Origin of the sequence: Providencia sp. PROV236 (genome assembly GCF_033676985.1) — a bacterium.
Taxonomy (GTDB): Bacteria; Pseudomonadota; Gammaproteobacteria; order Enterobacterales; family Enterobacteriaceae; genus Providencia; species Providencia manganoxydans.
This window is the reverse complement of the sequence record NZ_CP096297.1, coordinates 1,417,110-1,433,199: the sequence shown is the minus strand read 5'-3', so window position 1 is coordinate 1,433,199 and position 16,090 is coordinate 1,417,110. Positions and strand designations below refer to the sequence as shown.

At 40.5% G+C, this 16,090-nt stretch carries 14 protein-coding genes; 2 read left to right on the top strand and 12 right to left on the bottom strand.

Going from position 1 to position 16,090, the window contains the following annotated elements:
• Window positions 1-7: 7 nt before the first annotated feature.
• Both serA and rpiA read right to left on the bottom strand, forming a co-directional pair.
• Window positions 8-1,258, bottom strand: coding sequence for a phosphoglycerate dehydrogenase (gene serA / locus M1E96_RS06170; RefSeq protein WP_070925297.1), 1,251 nt, complete (start codon window positions 1,256-1,258; stop codon window positions 8-10).
• A gap of 354 nt (window positions 1,259-1,612) precedes the next feature.
• A complete protein-coding gene (rpiA, locus tag M1E96_RS06165; RefSeq protein WP_070925296.1) occupies window positions 1,613-2,269 on the bottom strand; it encodes a ribose-5-phosphate isomerase RpiA in 657 nt (218 codons plus the stop codon).
• A 184-nt stretch (window positions 2,270-2,453) separates the two neighbouring features.
• On the opposite strand from rpiA, the gene M1E96_RS06160 reads away from it, so the two are divergent.
• Window positions 2,454-3,353 (top strand): LysR family transcriptional regulator ArgP, encoded by a 900-nt coding sequence (locus M1E96_RS06160; protein ID WP_140181832.1) that lies wholly within the window; start codon window positions 2,454-2,456, stop codon window positions 3,351-3,353.
• On the opposite strand, the gene M1E96_RS06155 is transcribed toward M1E96_RS06160, so the two are convergent.
• From M1E96_RS06155 to M1E96_RS06140, 4 genes are all read right to left on the bottom strand, one after another.
• On the bottom strand, window positions 3,350-4,084 hold the full coding sequence (locus tag M1E96_RS06155; RefSeq protein ID WP_070925295.1) for an oxidative stress defense protein: 735 nt from the start codon (window positions 4,082-4,084) through the stop codon (window positions 3,350-3,352). The two genes, M1E96_RS06160 and M1E96_RS06155, sit on opposite strands and share 4 nt — an antisense overlap.
• A gap of 124 nt (window positions 4,085-4,208) precedes the next feature.
• Window positions 4,209-4,826, bottom strand: coding sequence for an arginine exporter ArgO (argO, locus tag M1E96_RS06150; RefSeq protein ID WP_070925294.1), 618 nt, complete (start codon window positions 4,824-4,826; stop codon window positions 4,209-4,211).
• 197 nt (window positions 4,827-5,023) lie between these two features.
• Window positions 5,024-5,899, bottom strand: a complete 876-nt coding sequence (gene mscS, locus M1E96_RS06145; RefSeq protein WP_272580126.1) for a small-conductance mechanosensitive channel MscS — start codon at window positions 5,897-5,899, stop codon at window positions 5,024-5,026.
• Between the two features lie 149 nt (window positions 5,900-6,048).
• Window positions 6,049-6,420: a YacL family protein gene (locus M1E96_RS06140; RefSeq protein WP_070925292.1), complete on the bottom strand. Its 372-nt coding sequence runs from the start codon at window positions 6,418-6,420 to the stop codon at window positions 6,049-6,051.
• A 212-nt stretch (window positions 6,421-6,632) separates the two neighbouring features.
• On the opposite strand from M1E96_RS06140, the gene M1E96_RS06135 reads away from it, so the two are divergent.
• Window positions 6,633-7,010: a VOC family protein gene (locus tag M1E96_RS06135; RefSeq protein WP_070925291.1), complete on the top strand. Its 378-nt coding sequence runs from the start codon at window positions 6,633-6,635 to the stop codon at window positions 7,008-7,010.
• 104 nt (window positions 7,011-7,114) lie between these two features.
• Here the strand turns inward: M1E96_RS06135 and acnB are convergent, their stop codons facing one another.
• From acnB to aceF, 6 genes are all read right to left on the bottom strand, one after another.
• Entirely contained in the window at window positions 7,115-9,712 is a 2,598-nt protein-coding gene (gene acnB / locus M1E96_RS06130; protein ID WP_319066230.1) for a bifunctional aconitate hydratase 2/2-methylisocitrate dehydratase, read from the bottom strand.
• Window positions 9,713-10,285: 573 nt separating this feature from the next.
• Complete coding sequence (locus M1E96_RS06125; protein ID WP_272580128.1) at window positions 10,286-10,456, bottom strand: hypothetical protein; 171 nt, start codon at window positions 10,454-10,456, stop codon at window positions 10,286-10,288.
• A gap of 206 nt (window positions 10,457-10,662) precedes the next feature.
• The gene (locus tag M1E96_RS06120; protein ID WP_036978471.1) at window positions 10,663-10,887 is read right to left on the bottom strand and encodes a hypothetical protein; all 225 of its coding nucleotides are present in this window, start codon (window positions 10,885-10,887) and stop codon (window positions 10,663-10,665) included.
• Between the two features lie 28 nt (window positions 10,888-10,915).
• Window positions 10,916-12,178 carry a hypothetical protein gene (locus tag M1E96_RS06115; protein WP_272580129.1) on the bottom strand — a complete coding sequence of 421 codons (1,263 nt, stop codon included), beginning with the start codon at window positions 12,176-12,178 and terminating at the stop codon, window positions 10,916-10,918.
• Window positions 12,179-12,595: 417 nt separating this feature from the next.
• The gene (gene lpdA, locus M1E96_RS06110; RefSeq protein ID WP_070925286.1) at window positions 12,596-14,023 is read right to left on the bottom strand and encodes a dihydrolipoyl dehydrogenase; all 1,428 of its coding nucleotides are present in this window, start codon (window positions 14,021-14,023) and stop codon (window positions 12,596-12,598) included.
• Window positions 14,024-14,227: 204 nt separating this feature from the next.
• The gene (gene aceF / locus M1E96_RS06105; RefSeq protein WP_272580130.1) at window positions 14,228-16,090 is read right to left on the bottom strand and encodes a pyruvate dehydrogenase complex dihydrolipoyllysine-residue acetyltransferase; all 1,863 of its coding nucleotides are present in this window, start codon (window positions 16,088-16,090) and stop codon (window positions 14,228-14,230) included.

The following is a 16,090-nucleotide window of genomic DNA, read 5'->3' as shown; positions in this document are numbered from 1 at the left end:
TGATTAATTAGAACAATAAACGAGCGCGAATAGTGCCCGGTAGTTCTTTTAATTTCACCAAAATATCATCAGCTTGGTCAGGCTGCTGAGTAATGATATCGATCACTACATAGCCCACATTACCTGTAGTGCGCAAATACTGACCAACAACGTTAATGTTGTTCTCTGTGAATACTTGGTTAATGCTATTCATTATGCCTGGACGGTTTTCATGAATATGCAATAGACGGTTAGTATCTTCAGTATGTACCGGTAGAGAAACCTCTGGGAAGTTGACCGCAGATAATGTAGAACCATTATCAGAGTATTTGGCTAATTTGCTCGCAACTTCTAACCCGATATTTTCTTGAGCTTCTTCCGTCGAACCACCGATATGTGGAGTCAATATCACATTATCGAATTTAATTAATTCACTGACGAATGGGTCATTCGGATCATTGTTACCGGCAGGCTCTGTTGGGAACACATCTACCGCAGCACCTGATAAATGCTTGCTTTCTAATGCATCCGCTAAAGCAGGAATATCTACCACTGTTCCGCGTGAAGCATTGATAAAAATGGCCCCTGGCTTCATCAATTCAAATTGCGGTTTAGCAAACATGTTTTTAGTACTTGGTGTTTCAGGTACATGTAAGCTCACCACATCGCTCATATTTAATAGCTCAGCCATTGAACGAACTTGTGTTGCATTCCCCAAAGGTAATTTGTTTTCGATATCATAGAAGTAAACATCCATACCAATACCTTCAGCTAAGATCCCCAACTGAGTACCGATATGACCATAGCCTACAATACCTAAACGTTTACCACGTGCTTCAAAACAACCTTTTGCTTGTTTTTCCCAAATACCGCGGTGGGCTTTCATGTTTGCTTCAGGGATACGACGCAGTAATAATAGTAATTGGCCAAGTACCATCTCTGCAACGGAACGAGTATTCGAGAAAGGCGCATTAAATACAGGGATCCCACGTTTAGCCGCAGCATCTAAATCGACTTGGTTAGTCCCAATACAGAAACAACCTACCGCAACCAATTTTTCAGCCGCAGCAAAAACTTCTTCAGTCAAATGAGTACGGGAGCGAATACCGACAAAACGCGCATCTTTAATGGCTTCTTTTAATTCTTCATCCGACAGTGCACTTTTGTGATATTCAATATTGGTATAACCTGCTGCTTTTAGGTTATCCACCGCGCTGTGATGAACACCTTCCAATAATAAAAACTTAATTTTGTCTTTTTCCAAAGATACCTTGACCATTTCCCCTACCCTATCATGCTTAAAATTCGTAACAGATGAATCTCCGACTACCAACATAGCAAAAAATGGCACAGTATCAATACAATCGTTTGCCTAGCCCTAACTATCTAGCGCGAAGAAAAAGAAGTTATACGGAAGAAAATCAGGGGCGGTAACACAAAATAAGGATTTTGCCTATGTTATAAGCATTAGTGTGAGATATATCACCAAAATAGTGATAAATAAAAAATCGTGAATTTTTTTACTAATAGTTAATACCAGAAAAATCAATATTAAAAATATCTATCTACTCATAAAAAAAATAAACCAGTAAAATAATCACTGGTTTATGTTCATCTGAGGTACATTTAAACGCTATTTAATGGTTTTAACCCCTTCAGAGGTACCCATCAATACAACATCTGCCCCGCGATTCGCAAACAGGCCAACAGTGACCACACCTGCAATACCATTAATTTTATTTTCAAGGGCAACAGGATCAACAATGCTTAAATTATGAACATCTAAAATCACATTACCATTATCGGTAACGACATTTTGGCGATATTCAGGTGTTCCACCCAATTTTACTAACTCACGCGCCACGTAGCTGCGAGCCATTGGGATCACTTCAACAGGAAGTGGGAACTTACCCAATACATCAACTTGCTTTGATTGATCGACAATACAAACAAATGTTTTAGAAATGGCAGCAACAATTTTTTCACGAGTTAGCGCAGCGCCACCGCCTTTGATCATATTCATGTGATGATCAATTTCATCGGCACCATCGACATAAACATCTAATGAATCAACATCATTACAATCTAAAACAGGAATACCTAACGCCTTAAGTTTTGCAGTAGACGCTTCTGAACTCGAAACTGCACCTTCTATCTGACCTTTCATTGTCGCAAGTGCATCAATAAAATGAGAAGCGGTAGAACCCGTCCCTACGCCAACAATCGTGCCAGGTTTTACGTAATCTAATGCTGCCCAACCTACTGCTTTTTTTAATTCGTCCTGAGTCATGCCCATGCCTTTTGCTATTTAAAATATCAATGAAGTTAGTGTTAGTAGTATATACTGTACACCCAACAAGTTCAGCTTTGTTCGCTATATTCTGTGATTTATACAATGTCATTAATATTTCAAGTGTTCTGCAATAAATTATGGCATATTAACCCATAGAATAACGACAAGGAGAATATCCCCAATGAAGCGCCCTGATTACCGCGCGTTGCAAGCACTGGATGCTGTCATTCGTGAAAGAGGATTTGAGCGCGCAGCTCAAAAACTGTGTATTACGCAGTCAGCTGTTTCACAACGGATCAAGCAATTAGAAAACCTATTTGGCCAGCCGCTACTTGTCCGGACAGTGCCACCGCATCCCACTGAGCAAGGGCAAAAGTTACTAGCATTGTTGCATCAAGTAGAATTATTGGAAGAACAATGGCTTGGTGATGAAAATGGTGGTTCAACGCCACTACTGCTTTCGCTTGCGGTCAACGCTGATAGCTTAGCAACATGGCTGTTACCGGCCCTCAACCCTGTGTTACGTAATAGCCCAATACGCTTAAATATCCAAGTGGAAGATGAAACGCGTACCCAAGAGCGTTTAAGACGCGGTGAAGTAGTTGGTGCGATCAGTATTCAACCACAAGCCCTACCGGGGTGCCTTGTCGACAAATTGGGGGCTTTGGATTACCTTTTTGTTGCGTCACCAGACTTTGCCGCAACTTATTTCCCTGATGGCGTCACGCGCTCATCGCTGCTTAAAGCGCCGGCTGTCGCATTCGACCATCTTGATGATATGCATCAAGCTTTTGTGCAGCAAAACTTTGGTTTATCGCCGGGGAGTGTCCCTTGCCATATCGTGAATTCATCAGAAGCATTTGTGCAATTAGCCAAACAAGGGTCAACCTGTTGTATGATCCCACATTTGCAGATAGCGAATGAATTAAAAAATGGTGAGTTAGTAGATTTAACACCGGGGCTATATCAACGTCGTATGCTTTACTGGCATCGTTTTGCACCAGAAAGCCGCACGATGAAGAAAGTGACAGACGCCCTACTCAAAACAGGGCGCCTAATGTTGAAACAAGAAGAGATTTAACGTTTTAACTCAAAAACCACATCAACTTGGTCATTAAAATCAATACTCTGCTGCTCATAAGTTTCATTAACATCACGTTCAGGAGCAGCAGCAAGTACAGCTTTAGCACGATAGTTCATCACTGGTGCTGGGTATGGAACCGCATCAGGAGCACGATAATTGATACTGTATACAGGCCCTAACTGAACACTAAAACCTTTGGCCAATGCGTTAGCTTGTTCAATCGCATTTTTAATTGCTTTTTCACGTGCTTCATCACGATACTGTTGTGGATTATTCACACCAAACTGAACCGAATTAATTTCATTTAGTCCCGCTTTCAAAGCCCCATCCAGCAGTGTATTAAGCTGATCTAATTTAGTGACTTTAACTTCAACAGAGCGAACCGCCGTATAACCCACAATTGATGATTTTTGTGATTCTTTGTCATACTCATATTTAGGCTGAGTACGCACATTAGCAGCATTGATATCTTTCTTTTCAATGCCGTTTTGTTTTAAAAACTCAAAATACTCAGCAACACGCTTATCAACACCTGTTTTAGCGGCTGCTGCATCTTTCTCAGTAACTTCAACATTAATATTTAATGTTGCCATATCAGGTGATGCCTTAATAACTGCATTACCTGATGTCGTAATATGTGGGCCTTCAGGAAGTGGATTGGCTTGTGCAATAGCTGGAACCGCAATACCCGCCATCATGGCGGCAAGAACTAAAGACTTTAACTTCACAGGACCTCCTAAGAAATAATAACAAGAAAGTTGCCGTGATATTATCACTCACTAGCAACCTACATAAACCTTAGCACATACAATGTAAAGTTCGTTTCAGATTAATAAGAAATTACAATTATCCTTAATACCCTAATCCTTGTTTTGCTAATTGAATAGCAATAAACCACATTACTGTGCCAACAAATACATTAATAATACGTTGCGATAACGGTTTATTTAACACAGGTGAAAACCATGCCGCTAACATCGCTAATGCAAAAAACCAAACAAATGAAGCCGTCAACGCTCCCGCTGTAAACCAAGGGCGTAGTTGGCTTTCTAATTGACCGCCGACACTCCCCAACACCACGAAAGTATCTAAGTAAACATGTGGATTAAGCCATGTCACGGCAAACAACGTTATGATTACTCGCCAACGACTAGCGATTTGATGCTCTGCGCTTAACACCATATCGTCGCGACTAAATGCGCTACGAAAAGCACCATACCCATACCATGTTAAAAATCCAACACCAGCCCATGTAATCAGCTGCATCAATATTTCAGATTGGCTAAGTAAAGCGCTACCACCAAATACCCCTGCAACGATTAATAACGTATCACTTAAAGAGCATAAAAATGCACTCATAATATGATATTGCTTTCGACTGCCCTGCTGTAATACGAAGGCATTTTGTGGTCCTAATGGAAGGATCATCGCTGCCCCAAGTAAAGCGCCCTGTAGATAAATAGTAAACATGCACTCATTCCAAATAATTATTCACTGTTTATGCGACAATTCTATCGATAAAAAATTATTAGTGAAAATTATTAATTCTTATAGAACATTAGTAAAACTACTTTCGCGATGAGGTATAAAAATGATAAGAAAGGAAGAAATGAAAACAGGGTAACGTATTCAACATACGCAACCCTGTTATGACGCTCAGTCCACGATTATTCAGCAGATTGATTTTTGACGACAGTTTGTGATTGTTGGTGCAAATAGACATCCATTTGCGGGAAAGGAATACCAATTTTGTGCTCATCAAGAGCGCGTTTAAAGTTTTCCATCAGATCCCAATAAACAGGCAATGCATCGCCATTCGTGGTCCAAAAACGCACTAAGTAATTCAATGATGATGGTGCCATTTCATTCAAACGAATGGTCACACCTTTATCATGTTGAATACGGCTATCAGCCGCAACAATATCACCCAACACTTTTTTCACTACATCGATGTCTGAATCATAAGCAACACCAACTGTAATATCAGTACGACGATTTGGCTCACGTGAGACGTTAATAATACTATCTGCAATAATTTTACCGTTAGGGATGACAATAATACGGTCATCCGCGGTTCTCAGTGTTGTAGAGAAGATTTGTACATTTTGTACTGTACCTTCAACTGCACCAATCTTCACATATTCACCCGCACGTAATGGTCTAAATACCACCAATAAAACGCCCGCAGCAAAGTTACCCAGTGAATTTTGTAACGCTAAACCAACTGCTAAACCCGCGGCCCCCATTACGGCTATTACCGATGCCGTTTGAACACCAATTTTGCCAAGTACGGCAATAAATGTGAAGGCAATAATAGTATAACGCGCAATGGCAGATAAGAAATCACTCACTGTCGCATCAATGCCGCGAAGAGTCATGATACGGTGTAAACCACGACCTGCCCATTTCGCAATCATCATACCGACAATTAATATGATAATGGCAGAAACAATATTCACCACATACTGAACTAACAGATCCTGATTTGCCGCAAACCAACTGGTTGCGTTATTCAACGCTCCTGTAACATCATCAGTATTCATAAAGCCCTCGAGTTTTTAAATTGAACAATATTGTGAATAAAATAACCACACTCTCCCAAAACTTAACCTTCTGACAGGCTAATCATGTGGTATCACTGTCGAATAATAACTGTAATTGCTAAAATCTGACAACATATCAAAACAAAAGTTTATTGCCTTTTATTTTCTAAGACAAATCGTCTATATTCATTAAGCATACTAAGAAAGTCATCAATGCCACAAAATGCGATGCTTTCATTATCATAATAACTCATTCCTTCTTCCAATCCATCCGTTTCGAAAGCGAGCTGATTCGCTTTGATCATCACCTCTTCTTCATCCAAAAACAGTGTATATTCGTGACCAATCAACTCCCACTGTTTTTCGCTACCTTTAACTGACTCGTAACTTTGTTCAATATCTTCGAGTAAGTTTAAGTCGCCTTTTACCTCTTCATTAAGCCAATAACCAATCGCCTCATGATCCATCGAAAATTTTGCTGATATCTCGCCTGTAATATCTTGAAAAAATTGGTAATCCATAACTCACCTCCACCAGACGTTATTACGCTTAATTATACCCTTAGTTACGTATTATTGTTGGTATAAAAATAATATTGTTATGCCATAAAGCGCACAGAAATCGCCAACACATCTAAGTATTAAACTAAAATGAATGAGGTAAGAAATGGGAGTAATTGCAAAGTAATTAAGCTAAGTAAATTATAAAGAATATTTGGAGGGATGACTGGCTTATGATTAACCATATCGACCATTTAGTGTTAACGACCACGAATCAAAATTTATGTATTGATTTCTACACCCGTGTTTTGAAAATGAACTTAGTCACATTTGGTGAACAGCGCTATGCAATACAATTTGGTCAACAAAAAATAAACATTCACCAGTACGGTCAAGAATTTGAGCCTAAAGCTCACTTGCCTGTCCCTGGCTCACTTGATTTATGCTTTATCAGCGACATACCGCTAGAACAGGTTATTGAACATATTCAAAATCAAAAAGTAACTATCATTGATGGGCCCATCAAACGCACAGGCGCAATGGGGGATATTTTATCCATTTATATTCGAGATCCCGATTTGAACCTAATTGAAATATCAAACTATTGTTGATGCTCATTTTGATAATTAATTCCTCAATCATAACCCACACTATTACAATAGTAATAAAAAAGGCTCTGAACACTTCAGAGCCTTTAAATAGTATAACTTAATGGTTAAACAGCAGTTTGGAAAATAACGCCATCTGCTTTTTCAGTGTATTGCTCTAACTGATCAAAGTTTAGATAACGATAGGTATCTGCTGCCGTTTCATCAACCTTATCCATAAACTGTAAGTATTCCTCAGGCGTCGGTAGACGACCTAACAAAGAAGAAACAGCTGCGAGTTCAGCTGATGCTAGGAATACATTTGCCCCAGTACCTAAGCGGTTAGGGAAGTTACGTGTAGAGGTTGAAACAACCGTTGCACCATCAGCAACACGAGCTTGGTTACCCATACATAATGAGCAACCTGGGACTTCAATACGTGCCCCACTCTTACCAAATACGCTGTAATAACCTTCTTCGGTTAATTGTGCTGCATCCATCTTAGTTGGTGGAGCAACCCATAAACGCGTTGGTAGTTGACCTTTGTGCTGATCAAGCAGTTTACCTGCCGCACGGAAGTGGCCAATATTTGTCATACAAGAACCGATAAAGACTTCATCGATTTTCTCGTTCTGTACTGCTGATAATAAACGAGCATCATCAGGGTCATTAGGTGCACACAGAATGGGTTCTTTGATTTCATTCAAATCAATTTCAATCACTGCGGCATATTCCGCATCGGCATCACCTTCAAGCAGTTGCGGATCGGCTAACCAGCTTTCCATCCCTTTGATACGACGCTCAATCGTACGACGATCACCATACCCTTCAGCAATCATCCACTTCAAGAGGGTAATGTTAGACTGTAGATATTCAATAATTGGCGCTTTATCTAATTTAATCGTACAACCCGCCGCAGAACGCTCGGCTGAAGCATCAGCAAGTTCAAATGCTTGCTCAACTTTTAGCTCTGGTAAGCCTTCAATTTCCAAAATACGGCCAGAGAAAATATTTTTCTTACCTTTCTTCTCAACAGTCAGTAAACCCTCTTTAATCGCATATAATGGGATTGCATGTACCAGATCACGTAATGTGATACCCGGTTGCATTTCACCTTTAAAGCGAACCAGCACAGACTCAGGCATATCAAGAGGCATAACCCCTGTTGCTGCTGCAAATGCAACCAGACCTGAACCCGCAGGGAAAGAGATACCAATAGGGAAACGAGTATGTGAGTCACCACCTGTACCGACAGTATCAGGCAGTAGCATACGGTTTAACCATGAGTGGATAATACCGTCACCCGGACGTAAAGAAACCCCACCGCGGTTCATAATAAAATCAGGCAGTGTATGGTGAGTCGTCACGTCAACAGGTTTTGGGTAAGCCGCAGTATGACAGAATGACTGCATCACGAGATCTGCGGAGAAACCTAAGCACGCTAAATCTTTCAATTCGTCACGTGTCATTGGCCCTGTCGTATCTTGAGAGCCTACAGAGGTCATTTTAGGTTCACAATATTCACCGGGGCGAATACCTGGGCGACCACATGCACGGCCTACCATTTTTTGTGCTAAAGAAAAACCACGGTTACTTTGTGCAACAGATTTAGCATGACGGAAAACATTGGTTGGCTCTAAACCTAATGATTCACGCGCTTTTGAAGTTAAGCCGCGACCGATGATCAGAGGAATACGACCACCCGCACGTACTTCATCAATCAATACATCTGTTTTGAGTTCAAATGTTTCTAGCAGCTCGCCCGTTTCGTGGTTACGAACTTCACCTTTATATGGATAAATATCAATGATATCGCCCATATTCAGTTTAGAAACATCCACCTCAATAGGTAGTGCTCCCGCATCTTCCATGGTGTTAAAGAAGATTGGGGCAATTTTGCCACCAAGCACAACACCACCGCCGCGTTTGTTAGGGACAAATGGAATATCATCACCCATAAACCACAGTACTGAGTTAGTTGCTGATTTACGAGAAGACCCCGTACCGACAACATCACCCACATAAGCTAATGGGAAACCTTTCTTATTTAATTCATCAATTTGCTTGATTGGTCCTACGTTACCTGCATCATCAGGTACGATACCGTCGCGGGCATTTTTCAGCATCGCGAGTGCGTGTAACGGAATATCAGGACGTGACCATGCATCTGGCGCTGGTGATAGATCATCAGTGTTAGTTTCACCAGTGACTTTGAATACTGTTACTGTCAGTTTTTCAGCCAGTTCTGGGCGCTCTAAGAACCATTTGGCATCAGCCCATGACTCGATAACTTGCTTAGCATACTCATTACCTGCTTTCGCTTTTTCTTCCACATCATAGAAGTTATCGAACATTAATAAGGTATGTGAAAGTGCTTTAGCCGCAATAGGTGCAAGTTTTGCATCGTCTAAAGCTTCAATAAGTGCATGAATATTGTACCCACCCTGCATAGTGCCGAGTAGTTCGACTGCTTTTTCAGGGGAGATAAGAGGAGAGGCGGTTTCACCTTTCGCGATAGCGGCTAAAAAGCCAGCTTTGACATAGGCTGCTTCATCAACACCAGGGGGTACACGGTTGGTCAGCAGGTCTAACAGGAAATCTTCTTCACCTTTAGGTGGATTTTTCAGTAGTTCTACCAGTGCAGCTACTTGTGCAGCATCTAACGGCTTAGGGACGATCCCTTGAGCGGCACGCTCGGCCACGTGCTTACGGTAATCTTCTAGCACGACGTTCTCCTCGCTTCATTGTAATTTATATACCCGGCTGTCTGCACCATCCTGACAAAAATTATCATCCGGTGCCAGGTCAGAGGAATTTGCTCGCATAATCTCAATGGCGGTAAAATTATGCCCAGCTTCGGGCGTTCAGCATAGCAGAGTTTAAATAGAATGTTAATTCATTCACAAGAAAGCAACATTCTTCTGCTAACTTAACCTATTAACAAACTTTATAGGGTAATTTTTAAGCTTGAAACATCATAATCCATTATAAGCATCCATTAAGACCTTACTTTTTATAATCCATTTCGTGACTGAAAGCACCCTAATTAGTGCCTTTTTTCATCCCTTATCACAAATTATATTTAATAACTCATTTTTACTTATCTGACTAATTGATAAGGCAAATCATTGCGATTGGTTTAAAATTTTTTAATGGATTTTATGGGGTTTATTGGTTTTTTTAGTTCAACCAGGTTGCTGAGGGGAAGCAATAAAAAAGAGCCTACGAAAATCTAGGCTCTTCAATTGAAACTTAAATTATTTCCCATAATTATCTATCTAAATGAGCGTAATTCAATGCTAATCTTTATTCTTAAGCGTATCACGCACTTCAACTAAAATAGACATCAGGTCACCTAATGGCAGCTTTGCAATAAAATTATTAAATAAATCAGAACCTAACAATTCAACTTCCAAATATTCATATTCCATAGGATTTAAAAAAATAATTCTAAGCTTTTCATTTTTCATTTTTCATTTTTCATTTTTCATTTTTCATTTTTCTTTAACGCTAATAGTTTATTGGGGAATCTATCAATACAATTGAGATCATTTCAGATTGTTAATGTTAGAAACCTTATATATCCTCACATCAGTAGCTCGTTATGTGTACATTCTTTATTGAATTAAAGTCCCCCACTATAAAAGTGAGGGAGATCAACTTAATTATGTAATAATTAAACTAAAGGCTCTAACCGTAAAAGATGCTCTTTAGCTTTTTCTATCAATGATAAAAACTCATTATATTTGAACTCTAAAATTTCCGAGTCTGGATAAATAATGATATTTACCTCTTTTTTATCTTCAGAAAGTGATATTTCTCCCCATTGAATACTATTAAAGTAGAGCTCAGCATATAAATCATCTCTATTTAAAGAACTACCAACACTATATTCTAACATGAAATCCCTCATCAATTAGTTTTCAATTTCACGGTTCTCTAAAACCAATAAATTTCTTACCATCTCTACTAAATCTTAATGTTCGACCATCTGGTGATCTAGCATCAATCACTTCAATTCTTTGCCTATTTTCATAAACAGTTCTAGATTTTATTGTTACATTAGGATTATCTAATATTTCATCAATTATTGCTCTAGCCTCTTGGTTCAATACTGAAGCTTTTTGATTTGAATACGAGTATACAGAGCCTTCTCTGCCTCCATGCTTTTGTAGTGATCGTCCTGCATTTGTTAAGCCGTTGCGATTAATTTCAGATGCACCTTGCTTTAGCTCCTCTTTAGAAGGAATCTGATGTGTTCTAGCATGTGCTTCATCCTCAGGCCCCCAGCCATCTGGTGTACCTGAACCAGTACCACCTAATTCTACTTTATCTGAATTTGAAAGTTCTTTTCCAAGATTGGGATTTTTAGCTGCGTTATCGATATCATTAGAGCAACTCATTCCAAAAGTACAATCAAAAGTTTCTGCTAAACCATCACAAATGGAACTTAATCTATTTTCTACACCCCTTGCGATATGACTATCCGAAATTTCTGGATTCAAGGCTACGCTAGGGGGTAGTGAGCGAACAGGAATAGAAAAAAAGCTGCTTTTTGCAATACCGAGTTTAATTAAATTTCTCTGATTAGCTTTAATGCCATTGGCTACTTTGTTATGCACATATTTAATGTAAATAAGGCTTCTTCTTGCTGAACTATCAAGAAAACCCTCATCCCCATCTGGAAATATATAGTCATCATTCCAATTTTCATTGGACATATTTTCACTATAACCAACTAAAAGGTCATCCCTCTCTTGAGCCGTTTTATATACTTTAGTAATTAATCGGCCAGATATTATGCATTCTTGTTTGAAAGGATCATTATCTGGATCTAATAAAAACTTCCATTCATCAGTTGCTTCTATTTCAAATAATTTCTGATTTAGATTATCGACATGCCCTTGAATCCTTTTCGTTCTAGAGTTGAAATCTGCTTCTGATAATGAACATATATTATCTAATAAATCCTCAATATCTATTGGTGTAGATGCATCTTCACAAGCCGATATATCATCAATAATATCATTGATAGCATGATACCATCCAACCAAATCATCAGTTCTAAACCTGTCCGTAATACTATCGCACTCACCGTAACAACCATCCCCAAAATACAAACTTGGACTTTCAATAACTGGCAATTCATCGGCAGTTACATAGATTGTACCTAAATCTTCCACATTTCTCATAAACTAACTTCCTTATTAGCATAAATGAAAAAGAATAAAGAAATTAGAGCGAAATATTTTATTAGTCAACTAAAGGTTATTATTGATGTTTATTAAATTTTAATAATTGAATAAACATCTTATTTAAGAATATTATTTAATATTGATATATGCTCTGAATAATTCGAGGTACAGCTAGGTGACAAGTGAACGAATCTCTAGGCGCATAGAAAACGATGTGACTAGCGTGAGTGAATATAGTCATTATACCTTAATGAAAAGCGCTGTAATTTGAAGTATGACGAGTATAAATAAACCTATCAACAAATATAACTCTCTATAAAAGCAAAAAAGCCAATGTGTTTCCACATTGGCTTTTATATACTTTCCTAATAAACAACCAATTCAACAGGCTATTTATCAAGGCGACCTAAGAAATTATTTTTTCTTTTTCGCTTTAGCATTTGGCAAGTCAGTAATACTACCTTCGTAGATTTCTGCCGCCATACCGATTGATTCATACAGTGTTGGGTGAGCATGAATAGTTAATGCGATATCTTCTGCATCACAACCCATTTCGATTGCCAAGCCGATTTCACCTAGCAGCTCGCCACCATTAACACCAACAACCGCACCACCGATAACACGGTTAGATTGCTTGTCGAAAATCAGCTTAGTCATACCTTCAGAGCAATCAGATGCGATCGCACGGCCAGAAGCAGCCCATGGGAAAGTTGCCACTTCATAGCTGATGTTTTTCTCTTTCGCTTCTTTCTCAGTCAAACCAACCCAAGCAACTTCTGGCTCAGTATAAGCGATTGAAGGAATAACTTTAGGATCGAAGTAATGTTTCAGACCAGAGATAACTTCCGCTGCAACATGGCCTTCGTGAACACCTTTGTGTGCCAACATTGGTTGACCCACAATATCACCGATAGCAAAGATGTGAGGTACGTTAGTACGCATTTGCTTATCAACATGGATGAAGCCACGATCGTCAACTTCAACACCTGCTTTGCCAGCATCTAGGTTTTTGCCATTTGGTACGCGACCAATCGCAACCAGAACTGCATCATAACGTTGAGGTTCAGCAGACGCTTTTTTACCTTCCATAGAAACATAAATACCGTCTTCTTTCGCTTCAACAGCAGTGACTTTTGTTTCTAATAGTAGGTTGAATTTTTTGCTGATTTGTTTGGTGAATACTTTAACCACATCTTTATCCGCAGCAGGGATAACTTGGTCAAACATTTCAACCACATCAATCTGTGAACCCAGAGCATGATAAACAGTACCCATTTCCAGACCGATAATACCACCACCCATAACGAGCAGACGCTCAGGAACTTCTTTCAGCTCAAGCGCATCTGTAGAATCCCAAATACGAGGATCTTCATGAGGAATGAATGGCAGTTGAATAGGACGTGAGCCTGCAGCAATGATTGCATTATCAAAGTTGATAGTGGTGCTGCCGTTTTCGCCTTCAACAACCAGTGTGTTAGCACCAGTAAATTTGCCTAGACCGTTAACTACGTTAACTTTACGGCCTTTCGCCATACCAGCCAGACCACCGGTCAGCTGATTGATAACCTTTTCTTTCCACAGGCGTACTTTAGAGATATCTGTTTTTGGCTCACCAAAAACAATACCGTGTTCAGCCAGTGCTTTTGCTTCTTCAATCACTTTTGCAACATGCAACAGTGCTTTAGAAGGGATACAACCAACATTCAAACAAACGCCACCCAGAGTTGAGTAACGTTCTACTAATACAGTTTCTAAACCTAAGTCAGCGCAACGGAAAGCCGCAGAATACCCTGCAGGGCCTGCACCAAGTACCACTACTTGGGCTTTAATTTCAGTACTCATCATGACCTCTTTTTGTTTTGTCCTGCGGGGGCAGCCAAAAACGAATGATCCCACAGGAAAATACACACCGCGAGCAGTTTACAGAATTGTTAACATCCTGAAAAGGCTGAATGCGTGATGCAACTCCCAACCTTTCGCTGCAACAGCGAAAAACTCTGCCCCAGCCCAAATAAAACAGACCGGTCAATTGACCGGTCTAATTTATTACATAACCAGACGGCGAATATCGCTCATCAATTGTCCAACTAGCGTGATGAAACGCGCACCATCAGCGCCATCAATCACACGGTGGTCAAATGACAGAGACATTGGCAACATTAGGCGAGGAACAAACTCACTACCATTCCAAACTGGTTTGATAGCAGAGCGCGACAGACCCATAATTGCCACTTCTGGCGCATTCACGATAGGTGCAAAACCGGTAGTACCGATACCACCTAAACTAGAAATCGTGAAGCAACCGCCTTGCATGTCAGCTGCGGTCAGTTTACCTGCACGCGCTTTCTTAGAAACTTCACCCAGCTCGCGAGACAGTTCCATAATGCCTTTTTTGTTCACATCTTTGAAAACAGGAACAACTAAGCCATTAGGTGTATCAACTGCGATACCGATGTTGATGTATTTTTTCAGGAACAGACGCTGTGCATCTTCTGAAATAGAGCTGTTGAAACGTGGCATTTCTTCCAGAGCACGTGCAACTGCTTTCATCACAAAGACCAGTGGCGTGATTTTCACACCCAGCTGTTTCTTCTCAGCTTCTTTGTTTTGTTGCTTACGGAACTCTTCAACTTCAGTGGTATCAACCTCTTCCATCAGCGTTACGTGAGGGATCATCACCCAGTTACGGCTCAGGTTAGCACCAGAGATTTTTTGGATGCGACCAAGTTCAACTTCTTCAACTTCACCAAACTTGCTGTAATCCACTTTCGGCCACGGCAACATACCTGGTAAGCCGCCACCCGCTGCTGCTGGCGCTTCTGCACGCTTAATCGCATCTTTAACGTAAGCTTGAACGTCTTCACGCAGAATACGACCTTTACGACCTGTACCCTTCACTTTCGCTAAGTTAACACCAAATTCACGCGCTAAACGACGAATAACAGGTGTTGCATGGATATAAGCATCATTCTCAACAAATTCATTTTTGTTGTCAGCCGCTTTTGCTGGTGCTGCCGCAGGAGCTGGAGCAGATACCGCTGGAGCAGGGGTTGATGCTGCTGGAGCTGAAGCAGCTGCTGGTGCTGCGCCTGCCACTTCAAAGGTCATGATCAGCGAGCCAGTTTTCACTTTATCGCCAGTCGCAATCTTAATTTCTTTTACCGTACCTGCGAATGGTGCTGGTACTTCCATTGAAGCCTTATCACCTTCAACAGTAATGATTGATTGCTCAGCTGAAACGCTATCACCGACTTTGACCATCACTTCAGTGACTTCAACTTCATCACCACCGATGTCTGGTACATTAACATCTTTGATTGCCGCAGCTGCTGGTGCCGCCGGAGCTGCTGCTGGAGCAGAAGCCGCTACCGGTGCTGCGCCCGCCACTTCAAAGACCATGATCAGTGAACCCGTTTTCACTTTGTCGCCAGCGGCAATTTTGATCTCTTTAACTGTACCCGCAAATGGTGCAGGCACTTCCATTGAAGCTTTATCGCCTTCAACGGTGATCAAAGATTGTTCTTCGGTAACGCTATCACCAACTTTGACCATAATTTCAGTGACTTCAACTTCATCGCCACCGATATCTGGTACTGCTACTTCTTTCAAAGCCGCTGCTGCTGGTGCTGCTGCCGGAGCTGCTGGAGCTTCAGCTGGCGCAGCTGCTGCTGCACCTTCTGCTGATTCAAACACCATAATTAATTTGCCAGTGGTCACTTTATCGCCAACAGCAATTTTAATTTCTTTTACCACACCTGCTTGAGGAGAGGGTACTTCCATAGAAGCTTTGTCACCTTCAACCGTGATCAAAGATTGTTCTGCTTCTACTTTATCACCAACTTTAACCATCACTTCGGTGACTTCAACTTCATCAGCACCGATATCAGGCACTTGGATTTCAATAGACAT

Excerpts from the sequence above, each read along its gene's own strand:
- serA (WP_070925297.1), bottom strand. The coding sequence starts at position 1,258 with ATGGTCAAGGTATCTTTGGAAAAAGACAAAATTAAGTTTTTATTATTG.
- rpiA (WP_070925296.1), bottom strand. The coding sequence starts at position 2,269 with ATGACTCAGGACGAATTAAAAAAAGCAGTAGGTTGGGCAGCATTAGAT.
- M1E96_RS06160 (WP_140181832.1), top strand. The coding sequence starts at position 2,454 with ATGAAGCGCCCTGATTACCGCGCGTTGCAAGCACTGGATGCTGTCATT.
- argO (WP_070925294.1), bottom strand. The coding sequence starts at position 4,826 with ATGTTTACTATTTATCTACAGGGCGCTTTACTTGGGGCAGCGATGATC.
- mscS (WP_272580126.1), bottom strand. The coding sequence starts at position 5,899 with ATGAATACTGATGATGTTACAGGAGCGTTGAATAACGCAACCAGTTGG.
- M1E96_RS06140 (WP_070925292.1), bottom strand. The coding sequence starts at position 6,420 with ATGGATTACCAATTTTTTCAAGATATTACAGGCGAGATATCAGCAAAA.
- M1E96_RS06135 (WP_070925291.1), top strand. The coding sequence starts at position 6,633 with ATGATTAACCATATCGACCATTTAGTGTTAACGACCACGAATCAAAAT.
- M1E96_RS06125 (WP_272580128.1), bottom strand. The coding sequence starts at position 10,456 with ATGAAAAATGAAAAGCTTAGAATTATTTTTTTAAATCCTATGGAATAT.
- M1E96_RS06120 (WP_036978471.1), bottom strand. The coding sequence starts at position 10,887 with ATGTTAGAATATAGTGTTGGTAGTTCTTTAAATAGAGATGATTTATAT.
- M1E96_RS06115 (WP_272580129.1), bottom strand. The coding sequence starts at position 12,178 with ATGAGAAATGTGGAAGATTTAGGTACAATCTATGTAACTGCCGATGAA.
- lpdA (WP_070925286.1), bottom strand. The coding sequence starts at position 14,023 with ATGAGTACTGAAATTAAAGCCCAAGTAGTGGTACTTGGTGCAGGCCCT.
- aceF (WP_272580130.1), bottom strand. The coding sequence starts at position 16,090 with ATGTCTATTGAAATCCAAGTGCCTGATATCGGTGCTGATGAAGTTGAA.